Annotated in this window: 16 protein-coding genes; 12 read left to right on the top strand and 4 right to left on the bottom strand. The window is 61.2% G+C overall.

From position 1 onward, the window contains the following. The first annotated feature begins 11 nt into the window (after positions 1–11). The 3 genes from SOP95_RS20300 (at position 12) to SOP95_RS20290 (ending at position 3241) form a co-directional block, all read left to right on the top strand. Positions 12–1076: an HlyD family secretion protein gene (locus SOP95_RS20300; RefSeq protein ID WP_274075014.1), complete on the top strand. Its 1065-nt coding sequence runs from the start codon at positions 12–14 to the stop codon at positions 1074–1076. Further along, positions 1073–2566, top strand: coding sequence for an efflux transporter outer membrane subunit (locus SOP95_RS20295; RefSeq protein ID WP_323608093.1), 1494 nt, complete (start codon positions 1073–1075; stop codon positions 2564–2566). The genes SOP95_RS20300 and SOP95_RS20295 overlap by 4 nt, the downstream gene beginning before the upstream one ends. Positions 2567–2680: 114 nt before the next feature. After that, complete coding sequence (locus tag SOP95_RS20290; protein ID WP_274075016.1) at positions 2681–3241, top strand: hypothetical protein; 561 nt, start codon at positions 2681–2683, stop codon at positions 3239–3241. Positions 3242–3254: 13 nt separating this feature from the next. Here SOP95_RS20290 and SOP95_RS20285 read toward each other — a convergent pair whose 3' ends face one another. Together SOP95_RS20285 and SOP95_RS20280 are read right to left on the bottom strand one after the other, a co-directional pair. Continuing rightward, on the bottom strand, positions 3255–4013 hold the full coding sequence (locus SOP95_RS20285; RefSeq protein ID WP_274075017.1) for a slipin family protein: 759 nt from the start codon (positions 4011–4013) through the stop codon (positions 3255–3257). 2 nt (positions 4014–4015) lie between these two features. Then, positions 4016–4549 (bottom strand): NfeD family protein, encoded by a 534-nt coding sequence (locus SOP95_RS20280; protein WP_274075018.1) that lies wholly within the window; start codon positions 4547–4549, stop codon positions 4016–4018. Between the two features lie 196 nt (positions 4550–4745). Here SOP95_RS20280 and SOP95_RS20275 point away from each other — a divergent pair, with 196 nt between their 5' ends. Both SOP95_RS20275 and SOP95_RS20270 read left to right on the top strand, forming a co-directional pair. After that, the gene (locus SOP95_RS20275) at positions 4746–5207 is read left to right on the top strand and encodes an aminoacyl-tRNA deacylase (protein WP_323608092.1); all 462 of its coding nucleotides are present in this window, start codon (positions 4746–4748) and stop codon (positions 5205–5207) included. A gap of 130 nt (positions 5208–5337) precedes the next feature. Beyond that, a complete protein-coding gene (locus tag SOP95_RS20270) occupies positions 5338–5583 on the top strand; it encodes a DUF2789 domain-containing protein (protein WP_274075020.1) in 246 nt (81 codons plus the stop codon). Positions 5584–5587: 4 nt separating this feature from the next. Here SOP95_RS20270 and SOP95_RS32200 read toward each other — a convergent pair whose 3' ends face one another. Then, positions 5588–5755 (bottom strand): type II toxin-antitoxin system RelE/ParE family toxin, encoded by a 168-nt coding sequence (locus SOP95_RS32200; RefSeq protein ID WP_442967746.1) that lies wholly within the window; start codon positions 5753–5755, stop codon positions 5588–5590. Between the two features lie 365 nt (positions 5756–6120). Here SOP95_RS32200 and SOP95_RS20260 point away from each other — a divergent pair, with 365 nt between their 5' ends. The 7 genes from SOP95_RS20260 to SOP95_RS20230 all read left to right on the top strand — a co-directional run bounded on the left by SOP95_RS20260 (position 6121) and on the right by SOP95_RS20230 (position 13647). Next, positions 6121–6549, top strand: coding sequence for a MarR family winged helix-turn-helix transcriptional regulator (locus tag SOP95_RS20260; RefSeq protein ID WP_323608091.1), 429 nt, complete (start codon positions 6121–6123; stop codon positions 6547–6549). Beyond that, complete coding sequence (locus tag SOP95_RS20255) at positions 6546–8618, top strand: FUSC family protein (RefSeq protein WP_323608090.1); 2073 nt, start codon at positions 6546–6548, stop codon at positions 8616–8618. The genes SOP95_RS20260 and SOP95_RS20255 overlap by 4 nt, the downstream gene beginning before the upstream one ends. After that, a complete protein-coding gene (locus tag SOP95_RS20250; RefSeq protein ID WP_093227920.1) occupies positions 8615–8824 on the top strand; it encodes a DUF1656 domain-containing protein in 210 nt (69 codons plus the stop codon). Before SOP95_RS20255 ends, SOP95_RS20250 begins: the two co-directional genes overlap by 4 nt. After that, a complete protein-coding gene (locus tag SOP95_RS20245; RefSeq protein ID WP_274075024.1) occupies positions 8821–9708 on the top strand; it encodes an efflux RND transporter periplasmic adaptor subunit in 888 nt (295 codons plus the stop codon). The genes SOP95_RS20250 and SOP95_RS20245 overlap by 4 nt, the downstream gene beginning before the upstream one ends. Beyond that, entirely contained in the window at positions 9705–11153 is a 1449-nt protein-coding gene (locus SOP95_RS20240; protein ID WP_323608089.1) for a TolC family protein, read from the top strand. Before SOP95_RS20245 ends, SOP95_RS20240 begins: the two co-directional genes overlap by 4 nt. Positions 11154–11245: 92 nt before the next feature. Further along, complete coding sequence (locus SOP95_RS20235; protein WP_274075026.1) at positions 11246–11881, top strand: NADH:ubiquinone oxidoreductase subunit N; 636 nt, start codon at positions 11246–11248, stop codon at positions 11879–11881. A gap of 254 nt (positions 11882–12135) precedes the next feature. Next, positions 12136–13647, top strand: a complete 1512-nt coding sequence (locus SOP95_RS20230) for a YdgA family protein (protein WP_323608088.1) — start codon at positions 12136–12138, stop codon at positions 13645–13647. Between the two features lie 96 nt (positions 13648–13743). Here the strand turns inward: SOP95_RS20230 and SOP95_RS20225 are convergent, their stop codons facing one another. Beyond that, positions 13744–15264 carry an FAD-dependent oxidoreductase gene (locus SOP95_RS20225; protein WP_323608087.1) on the bottom strand — a complete coding sequence of 507 codons (1521 nt, stop codon included), beginning with the start codon at positions 15262–15264 and terminating at the stop codon, positions 13744–13746. Between the last annotated feature and the right edge of the window lie 138 nt (positions 15265–15402).

Below are 15402 nucleotides of genomic sequence, written 5' to 3'. Positions count from 1 at the left end.
AGAAGGTTTTCATGACGACTCAATCCAAGCAAAAAGTAGCCGTTGGCGTCTGCGTCGTGATCGCGACGGGCGTCCTGATTTATCTGCTGGCGCCCGGCCTGTTCGGCCAGCGCACGCAGCAGAGCACCAATGATGCCTATGTCTCGGCCGACTACACGCTGGTGGTGCCCCGCGTTGCCGGGTTCATCAAGCAAGTGCTGGTGGAAGACAACCAACAGGTCAAGGCCGGGCAGTTGCTGGCGCTGATCGATGACCGCGATCTGCGCGCCGCTGCCGAAGCGGCCGCCGCCGAAGCCGTGATGGCCCAGGCACAACTGGAAAATGCCCGGGCGACGCTTGAGCGTCAGGCTTCGGTGATCGCCCAGGCGCAGGCACAGGTGGTGTCCGCCAAGGCGGAAATGGCCTTTGCGCAACATGAACTGGACCGTTACAACCACCTGGCCGGGGTCGGGGCCGGCACGGTGCAGAACGCTCAACAAGCGCGCACGCGGATCGACCAGGCCGGTGCCCGGTTGACCAATGTCACGGCGGTGCTGGCGGCGGAGCGCAAGCAGGTGGACATACTCGCCGCCCAACGTGATGGGGCGGAGGGTGGTTTGAAACGGGCGCAGGCCAAGCTTGAAATCGCCAGTTACGAGCTGTCTTACACGCGGATCACCGCGCCGCAGGACGGCATGGTCGGTGAGCGCGCGGTGCGGGTCGGCGCCTATGTCACGCCAGGCAGCAAACTGCTCGCGGTGGTACCGCTGGCGCAGGCCTACGTGGTGGCCAATTTCCAGGAAACCCAACTGACGAATGTGCAACCGGGGCAGGACGTGCAGGTGCATGTCGACACCTTTGGCGGCGCAACCTTGAACGGGCGGGTCGAGAGCATCGCACCGGCCACCGGGGTGACCTTTGCTTCTGTCAAACCGGATAACGCCACTGGCAACTTTACCAAGGTGGTGCAGCGGATTCCGGTGAAGATCGTGCTGGAGCCGGGGCAGGCCCTGGCCCAGCGGTTGCGGGTAGGGATGTCGGTGGAGGCGAGTATCGATACGGCCAACGTCAAAGCTAATGAGGTTGTTCAGCGATGAAGATGTTCGTTGAATGTGCCGACGATTCGATTTGCTCGCGAAGAGGGCGCTTGCCACAACTCACTTTTTGCGCCTTGCTTGTCATGGGACTGTCAGCCTGCACCGTCGGCCCGGACTTCCAAAAACCACAGGCGCAGCAAGTCACCGAGTGGTCAAAACCATCAAAAGCCGCCACCAGCCAAGCCAGCGCCGAGTCGATGAACGAACGCTGGTGGCAAGTGTTCAACGATCCGAAACTCTCGGCCCTTACTCAGCGCGCCCTGACCGACAACCTCGACCTGAAGCTCGCCAGCAGCCGCTTGCAGCAAAGCCGTGCGGTGCGCCAGGTGGTGACGGCCGATCGTTATCCCACCAGCGCCGTCGGCGGCAGTTACGCCCGTAAACGCAACAGCGGCGAAGGCCTGAGCGACCCGTCTGGACATGACGGCAACTCCGCGTTCAACCTGTGGGATGCGGGGTTCTCCGCCTCCTGGGAGCTGGATTTCTGGGGCAGGGTACGTCGCGAAACCGAGGCTGCCGATGCCACTCTGGAAGTGGCGGAAAACGACCGTCGCGGCGTGCTGTTGTCGGTGCTGGCCGAAACCGCCCAGGACTACATTCAACTGCGCGGTGTGCAGAATACCCGCGCCGTCACCGAACAGAACCTCGACGTCGCCCGCCATAGCCTGAAGCTGTCGCAACTGCGCCTGGCCGACGGCGTCGCAACCGACCTCGATGTCGCCGAAGCGGCCGCCCAGGTCGCGACCATCGAATCGCGCCTGCCAGCACTGGAGCAACGCCAGGCCCAACTGATCAACGCCCTGAGCCTGTTGATGGGCGAACCGCCCCAAGCGCTGGCGGCCGAGTTATCCGCCGACGCGCCGGTGCCGCAAACCCCGCGCCAGGTCGCCATCGGCCTGCCGTCGCAACTGGCCGAGCGCCGCCCGGACATCCGCCAGGCCGAAGCCCGCCTGCATGCCGCGACCGCGAGCATCGGCGTTGCCAAGGGTGATTTCTACCCGCGCATCACCCTGTCGGGCAGTGTCGGTTCGCAAGCCATGCAATTGAGCGATTTCGGTTCCTGGGGTTCACGCAGCTTCGGCATCGGCCCGCAGTTCAGCCTGCCGCTGTTCGACGGCGGTCGCCTGCGCGGCGTGCTGGATCTGCGCGAGGCCCAGCAACAGGAAGCAGCCATCGCTTACCAGCAAACCGTGCTGCGCGCCTGGCATGAAATCGACGACCAATTGAGCGCCTACAACGCCAGCCAACTGCGCCGCGACAGCCTCGCCGAAGCGGTGCGGCAGAACCGGATCGCCCTGCAAACCGCGCAACGGCAATACGTCGAGGGCGTGGTGGACTTCGTCAACGTGCTCACCGTGCAAGGCGCCTTGCTGGCGACTCAGGAGCAGTGGGTGGAGAGCTCCACCGGTGTTTCGCTGGCGGCGGTCGGGTTGTACAAGGCGCTGGGTGGTGGATGGGAGTCGGTTTATCCGCTGACCGCACAGCGGTGAGTGAAACTGTGTAGCCGGGCGTAGGAAGGGTCCTGATTTTTTTGTGTGGGCATCCGGGATGCCCATCAGGGGTTAGCATTTTGGTCCACTCCATGACCCTGGTTATGCATCCCTATGAATGCCAATCCTTATGCGCCTCCAGTGGCCGAACTTGATTGCACTGAACCACCCCGCGCGACCTTTTTTGTTGTGGGGACAAGCAAATTCGCGCTGATGATCGTTTTCACCTTTGGTTTGTACCTTACCTATTGGATGTATAAAAACTGGAAGCTTTACCGCACCGCCACGGGCAACAAAGTGTTACCCATAGTTCGTGCAATTTTTTTCGTGTTTTTTGTGTACTCGTTGTTCACCAGCATTGAACGGCGAATACGCGCTTCAGGTAAGGACTATCGTTGGTATCCACGCTTGCTTGCGTTGATTGTGATCATGACTGCGCTAGCGGGCATGGGGCTGGCGTGGTTACCGGATCTGCACATCAGCTTTGCCCTGAGTCTTCTGGTTCTACTCTTGCAAGTCTGCTCCTTGTTGCGTGTACAGGAAGCAATCAACTATCTGGAAAACGACGTGCGCGGAACGGCGAACGCAACACTGACTTTTGCCAATGGAGTCGGGTTCACATTTGGCTTGTGCGTTTGGGGCGTAGCGATTCTGGGTTTCTATATCCTGTTGTAGAGTTACCCTCGACTCAAGATTTGGCCGACAGATCCGCCATGCCCTTGAGCAATTCGATCGGCAACGGAAAGACGATGGTCGAGCTCTTGTCCCCGGCGATCGAGCTCAGCGTCTGCATGTAGCGCAGCTGCATGGCACCGGGCTGGCGGCCGAGCATTTCGGCGGCCTGCATGAGTTTTTCCGAAGCTTGCAATTCGCCTTCCGCGTGGATCACTTTGGCCCGGCGTTCGCGCTCCGCCTCTGCCTGTCTGGCGATGGCGCGGATCATCGATTCGTTGAGGTCGACGTGCTTGATTTCGACGTTGGCCACCTTGATGCCCCAGGCGTCGGTCTGGGCGTCGAGGACTTGCTGGATGTCGATGTTCAGCCGTTCGCGCTCGGCCAGCAGTTCATCAAGTTCGTGTTTGCCGAGCACCGCGCGCAAGGTGGTTTGCGCCAGTTGGCTGGTGGCCATGAGAAAATCTTCGACCTGAATGATCGCCTTCTGCGGATCGAGCACGCGGAAGTACAGCACGGCGTTGACCTTGACCGAGACGTTGTCGCGGGTGATCACATCCTGCGGCGGGACGTCGAGGACGATGGTGCGCAAGTCGACGCGGACCATTTGCTGGATCACCGGAATCAGCAGGATCAGGCCTGGGCCCTTGACCTGCCAGAAGCGTCCGAGCTGGAACACCACCCCGCGCTCGTACTCGCGCAGGATGCGGAACGTCGCCCCCGCCAGTGCGATCAGCAGTAGCAGCAGCGCGACAAAACCGATTTGCAGACCCATGACTAACCTCCAACCGTTACCGCGTCAGCCGCGGCCACTTCCAGCAACAATCCCTTGCGTGCCACCACCCGGACCTGTTGCCCGATCTGCAATGGCGTGGTGCTCGACACCTGCCAGCGTTCGCCCTGCAAATGTACCCAGCCCAGGCAGGCATCGCCGGCCTGCAAGGCCAGCACCGGGGTAACGCTGCCCAGCAGGCCGGCATCGCCGCTGACGGTATGACGCGGCCGGGTCTTCAGGGCGCGGATCAGCAGGAATATCAGCAGCAACGCGCTGATCAGGCCCAGGCCGATCATCAACGGCACGGGCAATTCGGCATTGGTCAGGATCACCGCGCCGATCACGAACATCACGATCCCGCCCAGACCGATCACGCCGTAGTTGGGCAGGGCCGCCTCGGCGATCAGGAACGCGATACCGAAGGTAATCAGCCAGATCCCCGCGGGGTTGGAAGCGGGCAGTCCGGCGGTGTCCGCGGCGATGGCGGATCCGCTTAATGCCAACAGCAATGCAACGGCACAACAGCGAGTGTTCACGTGACCCTCCGGGAGAGTCGCAGGTGGTTCTGTATACAGTCTAGTTGAGGCGCTGGTTGTATGAATTTTGCCCAGTTGTAAACCTGCCCGATGGGCGGATTTCCCGCTGGTTTGCCCCGGCGGGCCTAGACTTTTACTACGTACAAAAATGTTAACCATCGTCCGCCAAGCGTTATTGCGGACTCCGAGGTGCATCATGCGTATGGCAAGAACCGTGCAGAGAAGCCTGGACCAGGCTCAATGCGAATATGACATCGTCACCCATCCACACTCGGCCAGCAGCCTCGAAACCGCGCGGGTCGCGGGTATTCCCGCGGAACGGGTGGCCAAGTCGGTGATCCTCGACGACCACCACGGGCATTACCTGATGGCCCTGCTGCCTGCCAGCCGTCACCTGGACTTGAGCAAAGTGCGCAGCACCGGTGAATGGCAGGTCTCCAGGGAAAGCAATCTGCCGCACCTGTTCGACGACTGCGAACGCGGCGCCGTGCCTGCCCTAGGCGAAGCCTATGGCCTGGACGTGGTCATCGACCCACTGCTGACCCGGCAGAAAGACATCTATCTGGAAGCCGGCAACCACATCAACCTGTTGCATATGGGCATGCCTCAATTCCTGAAAATGGTGCCGCATGCGGAGGTGCGGGAGTTGAGTCATTGAATTTTGCGCAGTCAGTCACATCGCCTTCGCGGGCAAGCCACGCTCCTACAAGGTGACGCGTTCCCCTGTAGGAGCGAGCTTGCTCGCGATTGACCGCGCAGCGGTCACCTAAACCACCCAGGAGCCAGACATGGAAAACCCAACCCACAGCCTTCCCTCCCTGTTCAAACAACTCGGCCTTCCCGACGACGCCGAGAACATCGACAAATTCATCGCCACCCACTCACCGCTCAAACCGGACTTGCACCTGGCGGATGCTTTTTTCTGGAGCCCGAGCCAGGCGGATCTGTTGCGCAATGAAATCCTGGATGATGCCGATTGGGCGGAGGTGGTGGATCAGTTGAATGTGATGCTGAGAAAGGGGCGGGGGGTATAGAGATTCAATTCTCTGGCGGCCACTGTCGAGATGTGTGAACCAGGGCAAGTATCCAGATTGCATTCACCGCTTGCTCATAAACGATGCGATAGCTCTGATGTGGAATCAGCTCGCGAGTGCCTGCAATGATTCCCGCGGGGCCGCTTTCCGGGTATTGGGCTAGTTGGGACATCGCATCGCTGAAGCGGCTATCCATGTCGATGGCTGCTTTAGGGTTAACGGTGTGCAGGTAAATACCAGATGTCCGCACGATCCTGTGCTGCTTCTCGCGTCCAGATTATTTTCATTCTTGTATGGCTGCCCGTCCACGCCTGGAGGCGAATTCCGCTTCCACTTCATCGTTCGTCAGGCCGTCGCCTCTGCTCATCGAAACACGAGCGATGTCCACCTTGCGAACTCCATTTGGGCCGTCCTACGACAGATGGCAACCAATTTGTTTCAAAACTTGACTGAAAATCCCCTCCAATGGCATATTGATAGTTAGCAAACTAACAGTGTGTATTGACCCTCGTGCCGAATTCCCTCGACGCTCTCCAGATGAACATCAGCAGCACCATGGTGGTGGCCGCGCGGCACTGGCGCAAAATCTGCCAGGCCACGCTGGCCAACTATGGAATTTCTGAAGCCTGTGCCGTCCCGCTGCTGATGATCGGGCGCCTGGGGGAGGGTGTGCGGCAGGTGACAGTGGCGCAGGCGGCGGGAATGGAAAGCCCGTCCCTGGTGCGATTGCTTGATCAGCTGTGTCATGGCGGCTACGTCTGCCGCACCGAAGACGCCCAGGATCGTCGCGCCAAATGCCTGAGCCTCACCGATAGCGGTCGCATTCTGGTGCAAACCGTCGAGGTCGAACTGGTTCGATTGCGCAATGAGGTGCTCGAAGGTATCGATCCGCGAGATCTGGAAGCCACTCTACGGGTATTGAAGGCCTTTGAAGCGGCCGGGCAATCATCGGACGACAACCCTTGAACGGCTTTTTTTCCGGCTTCCCCCCAGCGCGGGACTGGTTCTACGGCGTACGCACCTTCGCGGCCTCGATGATCGCGCTGTACATCGCCCTGCTCATGCAAATGCCGCGTCCTTATTGGGCGATGGCTACCGTTTACATCGTTTCCAGCCCGTTTGTCGGGCCGACCAGCTCCAAGGCACTGTACCGTGCGGTCGGCACTTTTCTGGGTGCCGCTGCGGCTGTCCTGTTCGTGCCGATGTTCGTGCAGAGCCCTTATGTGCTGGTGGTGGTCATCGCGCTGTGGACCGGGACCCTGCTGTTCCTGTCCATGCATTTGCGCACCGCCAACAATTACGCCTTGATGCTGGCCGGCTACACCTTGCCGTTGATCGCCCTGCCGGTGGTGAATAACCCGTTGGCGGTGTGGGACGTGGCCGAAGCGCGCACCGAGGAAATTTTCCTGGGCATCGCCGTCGCCGCGGTGGTTGGCGCCATGTTCTGGCCGCGCCGGCTGGCCCCGGTGTTCAACGACTCGGTGAGCAAATGGTTTGCCGACGCGTCGATCTACAGCGCGCGCTTTCTCGACCGCAACGTGCAGCCCGAGGAAGTCAGCGCTTTGCGCTCCTCGATGGTTGCCACCTTCAATACTCTGGAATTGATGATCGGTCAGTTACCCCACGAAGGCGCGCGGCCACAAACGGTGCGCAACACCAAGGAGTTGCGCGGGCGGATGATTCACCTGTTGCCGGTGATCGATGCCCTCGACGATGCACTCTACGCTCTGGAAAGACGCACCCCCGAGCTGGTGGACAAGTTCTCGCCCTTGCTGGCCGCCTCCACCGAATGGCTCGAGCACCAGGACGCTGACATCGAGCGCTGGCAAGCGCTTAAAGACCAGCTCGAAGCACTGCAACCCAGCCCCGGAGTGCTGGATGATCGCAAGCAACTGCTGTTCTCCAACGCCATCTATCGCCTCGGCGAATGGGTCGATCTGTGGCAGGACTGCCGCAGCCTGCAACACGCGATCGAGTGCGAAAGCCAGGACAGTTGGCGCGCGGTCTATCGGCATTGGCGCCTGGGGCGCCTGACCCCCTTCCTCGATCGTGGCCTGATGCTCTATTCCGCCGCCTCCACCGTCGTTGCGATCATTGTCGCCTCGGTGTTGTGGATTCTGCTGGGCTGGACCGACGGCGGCGCGGCGGTGATTCTGGCGGCCGTGGCCTGCAGCTTCTTTGCTTCGATGGACGACCCGGCACCGCAGATCTACCGGTTCTTTTTCTGGACGGCGATGTCGGTGGTGTTCGCCAGCCTCTACCTGTTTCTCGTCCTGCCCAACCTGCATGATTTCCCGATGCTGGTGCTGGCATTCGCCGTGCCGTTCATCTGCATCGGCACCCTGACGGTCAAGCCACAGTTTTATCTGGGCATGCTGCTGACGTTGGTCAACACCTCGTCGTTCATCAGTATCCAGGGTGCGTACGACGCGGACTTCCTCAGCTTCGCCAACTCCAACCTGGCAGGTCCCGTCGGCTTGCTGTTTGCCTTCGTCTGGACCCTGATCGCCCGGCCATTCGGGGCCGAGCTGGCGGCCAAGCGCCTGACCCGTTTCGCCTGGCGCGACATTGTCAGTCTCACCGAGCCGGCCACATTGGCCGATCACCGGCGCCTGGGTGTGCAGGTGCTGGATCGACTGATGCAGCATCTGCCGCGCCTGGCCGTGACCGGCCAGGACACCGGCATCGCCCTACGCGAAGTCAGGGTGGCACTGAACCTGCTGGACCTGCTGGCCTACACGCCGCGGGTTCAGGGTGCACCGCAGGCGTTGCTGCATCAGGTGGTGGCCGAGGTTGGCGAATACTTCACGGCCTGTCTCAAGGCCGGTGAACGCCTGCCGGCACCGAGCCCGTTGCTGATGACCCTCGACCGCACCCGCCGAGCCTTGGCCAGCGCGCCGGATGAGCAAACCCGCCTGCACCTGCTGCACGCCCTCAGCGGCCTGCGCCTGGCGTTGTTGCCCGGCGTCGAATTCGTTGGTTCTGCCGAGTCTGAAGAACCGCTTCCCCACGGCATCGATGGAGCGCCTTTATGATCGGTGATCTGGATATCAGTGGGGTGTTCCTGCCCACGCTGCTGGTGCTGATGGGCATTACCTATGTGGTGTACCTGTTGGTACACGGGGTGCTGACGCGCCTGCACTTTTACCGTCTGGTCTGGCACCGGGCATTGTTCAACGTGGCCCTCTACGCCCTGCTGCTGGGCGCTGTGGACTCACTCAGCCGATACCTGATGACATGAAAAAACCGTTTTTAACCCTCGGCCGCGTGGTCCTGACGCTGCTGATCGTCACCTTCGCCGTGGTCGTGGTCTGGCGCATGGTGATGTATTACATGTTCGCGCCCTGGACTCGCGACGGGCATATCCGTGCCGACATCGTGCAGATCGCGCCGGACGTGTCCGGGCTGATCCAGCAAGTGCAAGTGCGCGACAACCAGTTGGTCAAGCGCGGCCAGGTGCTGTTCAGCATCGACCAGGACCGCTTCAAACTGGCCCTGCGCCAGGCGAAAGCGGCGGTCGCCGACCGCGAGGAAACCCTGGCCCAGGCCCAGCGCGAAGCCAAGCGAAACAAGGGGCTTGGCAACCTGGTGCCGGGCGAGCAACTTGAAGAAAGCCAGTCGCGGGTGGCCCGCGCCCAAGTGGCGTTGATGGAAGCTCAGGTCGCCGTCGACAGCGCGCAACTTAACCTTGATCGCTCGGTGATCCGCAGCCCCGTAGACGGCTACGTCAACGACCGCGCGCCGCGCACCCAGGAATTCGTCAGTGCCGGGCGGCCGGTGTTGTCGGTGGTGGATAGCAATTCTTTCCATATCGACGGCTATTTCGAAGAAACCAAGCTCAACGGCATCCACATCGGCCAAAGCGTCGACATCCGGGTGATCGGCGACAACGCGCGACTGCGCGGCCATGTGGAAAGCATCGTGGCCGGTATCGAGGATCGCGACCGCACCAGTGGCAACAACCTGCTGCCCAACGTCAATCCGGCCTTCAGTTGGGTGCGGTTGGCCCAGCGGATTCCGGTGCGCATCGCGTTCGATGACGTCCCTGAGGATTTCCGCATGATCGCCGGGCGCACCGCCACGGTATCGATCATCGACGACCAGAAACGGGAGCCCGCGTTATGAGCAAGGCCTCGGGTTTGGCGATCGCCGGATTAGGCTTGCTGTTGTCGGCGTGTCAGGTGGTCGGTCCGGATTATCACTTGCCGGACGAAGCCGCCATCCATCGTGAAGACCTGCAGGGCGAACTGGCGGTGAACGGCAAGCCGGTGGTTTCGGCGCCGGTGCCTGGCGATTGGTGGCGCCTGTATCATGACCCGCGGCTTGACCAGTTGGTGCAGCAGGCCTTGGCCTCCAACACGGATCTGCGCGTAGCGGCCGCCAGCCTGCTGCGGGCGCGCGCTCAGGTCGACCAGGCCGAAGCAGCGGGCGGCTGGAGCGGTGGGGTGAAGATGGGCGCCCAGCGCTTGCAGGAATCCGGTGAAGCGTTCCTGCTGCCGGAGAAGGTGCCGGTGGCCAACATCGGCGATATCGGCATCAGTGCGTCCTATCAATTCGACCTGTTCGGCACCTTGCAGCGCGGCATCGAAGCGGCCAAGGCCAATGCCGATGCGACCCAGGCGGCGGCCGATACGGCGCGCATCACCCTGGTGGCCGATGTGGTCCGGGCCTACACCCAAGTGTGCGCGGCCAACGAGGAACGGGAAATCGCCCAGCATTCCCTCGACCTGCAAGCCCAGAGCACCACACTCATCCAGCGATTGCGCGATGCCGGGCGTGGTGACGAAACCCAGGTCACCCGTTCGCAAACCCAATTCAAATCCTTGCGTGCCGACATGCCGCGCTATGAAGCGGCGCGGCAGGCCGGGCTGTTCCGCCTGTCGATGCTGCTGGCCAAACCGCTGGATCAACTACCGGCTGGCACCGACAGCTGCGCCGAACTGCCAAAAATCGCGCAATTGTTGCCGGTGGGTGATGGTGCATCGCTGCTCAAGCGCCGCCCCGACATCCGCCAGGCCGAACGTCGACTGGCGGCCGCGACCGCCGGTATCGGTATCGCTACCGGTGAGCTGTACCCGGACATCCGCATCGGCGCGACCATCGGTACGGTCGGTATCCTGGAAAACCTCGGCGAGCCGTCCACCAACCGCTGGGGTTTCGGTCCGTCGCTGACCTGGAACGTGCCGACCAACGGCGCCCGGGCACGCATTCGCGAGGCTGAGGCGGTGACCCAGGCCACGCTTGCACACTTCGATGGCGTGGTGCTCAACGCGATTCGTGAAACCCAGACCGGTCTGGCCCAGTACTCCGCCTCGCTGCAACGCCGTGAGGCCCTGGCGGACGCCGAGCAGTCGGCGAAGCTGGCCGCAGACCAGACCCATCGCTTCTTCCAGGCCGGCCGTGCGTCGTTCCTGGCGGATCTGCAGGCGACCCGCACCTACACCGACGTCACCGCGCAACTGGCCGCCGCCAACACTCAGGTGGCCATCAGCCAGATCGATTTGTTCCTCGCCCTGGGCGGCGGTTGGGAAAGCGGACGAACGCAAGCGTCGAACTCCGGCAAACCCTGAGGCCGTTGCTATGCTTTGAAGTGTCGAAAGGGCGTTCGTGCAAAGCGCCCTCGATTCGCACAAGGCATGCGCAGGTCATGGGGAAACCAATAATGAAAAACCCTTATGCTCTCGGCTTCTGGTGCGCCGTTGTGGCGTTGGTGCTGCTCACGGCCACCTATTTCTACGGCATCATGCTGGCCCACCAGATCGACACGGCGCTGACGTTCCTCGACAGCGCCGCACTGTTGATTGCCGTGATGTCCATTGCGGTGGTGGCCTGGGCCTCGGTCCAGGGGCAACGAGTCAAGAAAAGACAGCTTGAACAAGGCAAGACCCTGGTGATGATCTGGGACACCAAGGTGGCGCTACGGCGTGTCGAATCAGTGTTCGATCGGTATTTCTGGGGCAGCTACTGGCAACCTGGCAGGACTTTCCAGGAAGTCATGGGGGAACTCACGGGCACGCCGCTGGAAAAAAGCCTCGAAACCCTGAAAAAACAATGCCTGGAGCTGGACAAGCAAGTGGCCGACGACGGTCGCCATTGGCTCAATAATGCCCGCGAGCTGGCTGACGTCGCCACCGCCATGGCCCGCGAGCGCTATCAACTGGACTTCTGCGACCCGCGCGAGGAAGTGACGGGTGGGGCGGTGATCAATCGGGATTTCGAAGTGCTGATCTATACATGGACGGCGCGGTTGAAAACCTTTGATCATCAGCTTGATGAGATTGAAGTGCAGTATTCCTGATTCATTGTTGGCGGGACAGACGCCTTCGCTGGCAAGCCAGCTCCTACAGGTATTAAGTGATCCTTGTAGGAGCTGGCTTGCCAGCGAAGGCGATCTTGTGTTCGCCAAGACACTTTTTCACCGTTAACCATTGGGCTGCCCTGCATGCCTGATGCTAACCTGCACCCCACTTTCAGCGCAGTCGTGACCGCCACCCGTCAAGGGTTCAGGGAAGACGACCACACCTTCAACAACGGACATTGAACAGGTCATTCATGAATAAATCAGCAGGCGTGCTCCTGGGAATCGTTGTCGCCATCGGTGCAATCAGCGCCGGCGGCGCCTGGTTCACCGGCACCAAAATCGAAGGTGTACTCAACACCTCCCTGGCGGATGCCAACAAGCAGTTGCAGGCCGCCATGGTCGGTTACAAAGGCACCGCCTCGCTGGAGCTGGTATCCCTGGAACGCCATGTCTTCAGCAGCACGGCGCATTATCGCCTCAAGGGAGAGGGCGAAATGTTCGGCGAGGCCCCGGTCGAATTGCTGTTTGTCGACCACATCGAACACGGCCCGCTGCCGTTCTCGCGCCTGGTATCGCTGAAGTGGTTGCCGGTCATGGCCACCAGTCACTATGAACTGGAGAAGACCCCGCTCACGGAAAAATGGTTCGCCGCCACCAAGGACGCTTCGCCGCTCAAGGGGGTGGTCAACCTAGGCTACGACAATTCCACCAACGGCACGCTTGAATTGCTGCCGCTGGAAACTGCACTGGATGACAAGTCCAGCCTGAAGTTTTCCGGTCTGAAAGTTGACGTCGCGGCCAGCGCCCAGGCGCAGAAGGTCAAGGCCGACGGCTACATGGACAGCCTGAAGCTGACCACCGTTGCCGAAGACCAGACACCCGTGCAGGTCGAATTGAGTGGTCTGACCCTGGCCAGCAACCTGGCAAAAAGCACCTACGGTTATTACACCGGCGATAACACCGTCGAGCTGAGCAACAGCAAAACCACCTTCGGCCCCAAGCAGTCAGTGCTGGGTTTGAAGAATTTTGAAATGAAGAACCACACCGAGGAATCGGGTACCAGCGCTTCCGGGCGTGCCGATTACAAGATTGCCGAAGTGTCCCTGAACGGCAAGGCCGTGGGTTCTGCCCAGCTGGCCATGAGCCTGAAGAACCTCGACATCCCGGCGACGTTGTCGCTGATGCAGATCTACCAGACAAAATTGCAACCCTATGAGCAGGCCGCCGCCGAAGCTGCCGAGGCCGGTCAACCGGTTCCTGAGCTGAAGTTGACCGAAGCGGAAGAGGCGCAGCTTAAAACCGGTCTGGAACAATTGCTGGCGGCCGGCCCGCAGGTGGCCCTGGAGAACCTGTCGTTCAATACTGCCAATGGCGAAAGCCGCGCCAACCTGGTGCTGAACCTGACCAAGCCGCAGTCCATCGACTTGCCCGCCGACCAGTTAGTCCGCCAGATGATCGCGTTGCTGGACGTCAACCTGAAAGTGTCCAAGCCGATGCTCGTCGACATCCTCACCGTGCAGTCGCAAATCGACGGCCAGACCGACGCCAAGCTCGTTGCCGATCAGGCCACTGCCACCGCCGATATGTTCAGCAGCATGGCGGTCGGCTCGCAGCTGGCAAAACTGGACAACAACAACGTCGTCAGCCAACTGCATTACGCCAATAACCAGGTGGAATTCAACGGCCAGAAAATGACCGTCGAGGAGTTTGTCGGCTTCGTGATGAGCAAGTTCGCTGGCCCAGGCGTAGCCCAGGAGCCATAAGAACCCTGTAGGAGCTGCCGAAGGCTGCGATCTTTTGATTTTGGTATCGCCGAAGATCAAAAGATCGCAGCCTTCGGCAGCTCCTACAGGCCCATTTCAATCGCGGATCAACCGCCACGCCTCGTCCACGGGCAACGGCTGCTTCATCCGTTCGGCGAGCATCGCCATCGTGCGCTCTTCCTCACAGGCCACGGCCGCCGTCACCACACCGTTTTTGCCAAACAGGCCGATAAAGGGCGGATTGTTCGGATCACCCTTGAACTCGACTTCGTCCCAGCCTTGCGCGTGGCCGAGGTAGTCGTAGTTTTTGCCAAAGTGCCAGGTCCAGAAGTACGGCACATCGAGGTAATGTTCATCACCACCGAGCATGTTCGCCGCCGCAATTCGTGCCTGTTGTTGCGCCAGGCGCCAGTGTTCGATGCGTTGCGGCTGACCGTTGAGGGGGAAGGTAGCGATATCGCCAGCGGCCCATAGCCCGTCGGTCACGCGCATCCCGCCGTCAACCAGCAACGACTGATCCTTTTCCTTCGGTAGATCGGCAAACGCCACGGTCGCCGGGGTAACGCCAATCCCAACCAGCACCAGGTCTGCCGGTACACGCTGACCATTATCCAGGCGCACGGCTTCGACTCGCGTTGTTCCTTCGATCTGCACGGCTTCGCCCGCCGTTCGGTACACCACGCCGTTAGCCTCATGCAGGGCCAGGATCGCCTTGCCGACGCTGTCGCCGAACTGTTTGGCAAAAGGCACCGGTTGCCGGGCCAGTACCGTGACGTCCAGACCGTATTGGCGCAGGGCTGAAGCGGATTCCATGGCGATGAAGCTGTCGCCGATGATCACCGCGCGCTGACCGGGTTTGGCGCTATCCAGGATCCGACGGGCATGGTCCCTGGAGCGTAATACGAAGACCTGCGGCAGCTCGGCGCCGGGTAACTCCAGTGGCTTGGGAATGCCTCCTGTGGCCAGCAACGCAGCGTCATATTCGAGTGACTGGCCGTCGGCCAATTGCATTACCCGGTTTTCAGCATCCAGGCTCGTTACTTGCGCGTTGATCCGCTCGATGCGTTGCTCGCCGTAGAACGCTTCATCGCGCAAGGCGGGGACTTCATCCGGTGGAGTCTGCCCGGCGATCACGAATTTGCTCAGCACCGTACGGTCATAACCCGCTGTTTCGCGGTCGATCAGCAGCACCCGGCCACCAAATCCTTTTTCCCGCAGGGCCGATGCCGCCGCCGTGCCCGCAGCGCCCGCACCGACAATCACAAAGACGCGTTCGTCATCGGCCGGCGGGGTGTGGGCGTCCTGCAGCGGCTGATCGCCTACCCAGACTTCGTCGTCACGCACTTCGAGAGGGTAACGCTTCAGGCTGTCCAGGGCGGGCGGTTCACACAACCCGCCGTCCTCGATCCGAAACTGCGCCTTGTGCCACGGGCAAGTCAGCCGGCCATTACAGAATGCGCCTTCGGCCAGGGGCGCCCCGGCGTGCGGGCATTCGCCTTGATAGGCGCGTAATTGATCGCCGACTTTCAGCAGTAGGATCTTGCTGTCCTGGACGCTGACTTCCAGGCCGCGGTCTTCGGGTATATCGGCGGCACGGGCAACGCGATGCAGGGTCATGATTGCTCTCCAGACCGGCGTTTCAATTAAGAGTCTGGCGCTTGACTCGAGGTTCATCCAATTCCCACTGCCACCGCGCGAACGGTCCGGCTATAGTTTGCTCGCCGACCTCGGCCCCACCCGCACAAGGTGCTCCCG

Source organism: Pseudomonas sp. YuFO8 (assembly GCF_035065025.1).
Classification (GTDB): domain Bacteria; phylum Pseudomonadota; class Gammaproteobacteria; order Pseudomonadales; family Pseudomonadaceae; genus Aquipseudomonas; species Aquipseudomonas putida_AE.
The sequence above is the reverse complement of the archived record's forward strand: the minus strand, read 5'-3'. Positions and strand labels throughout refer to the sequence as shown.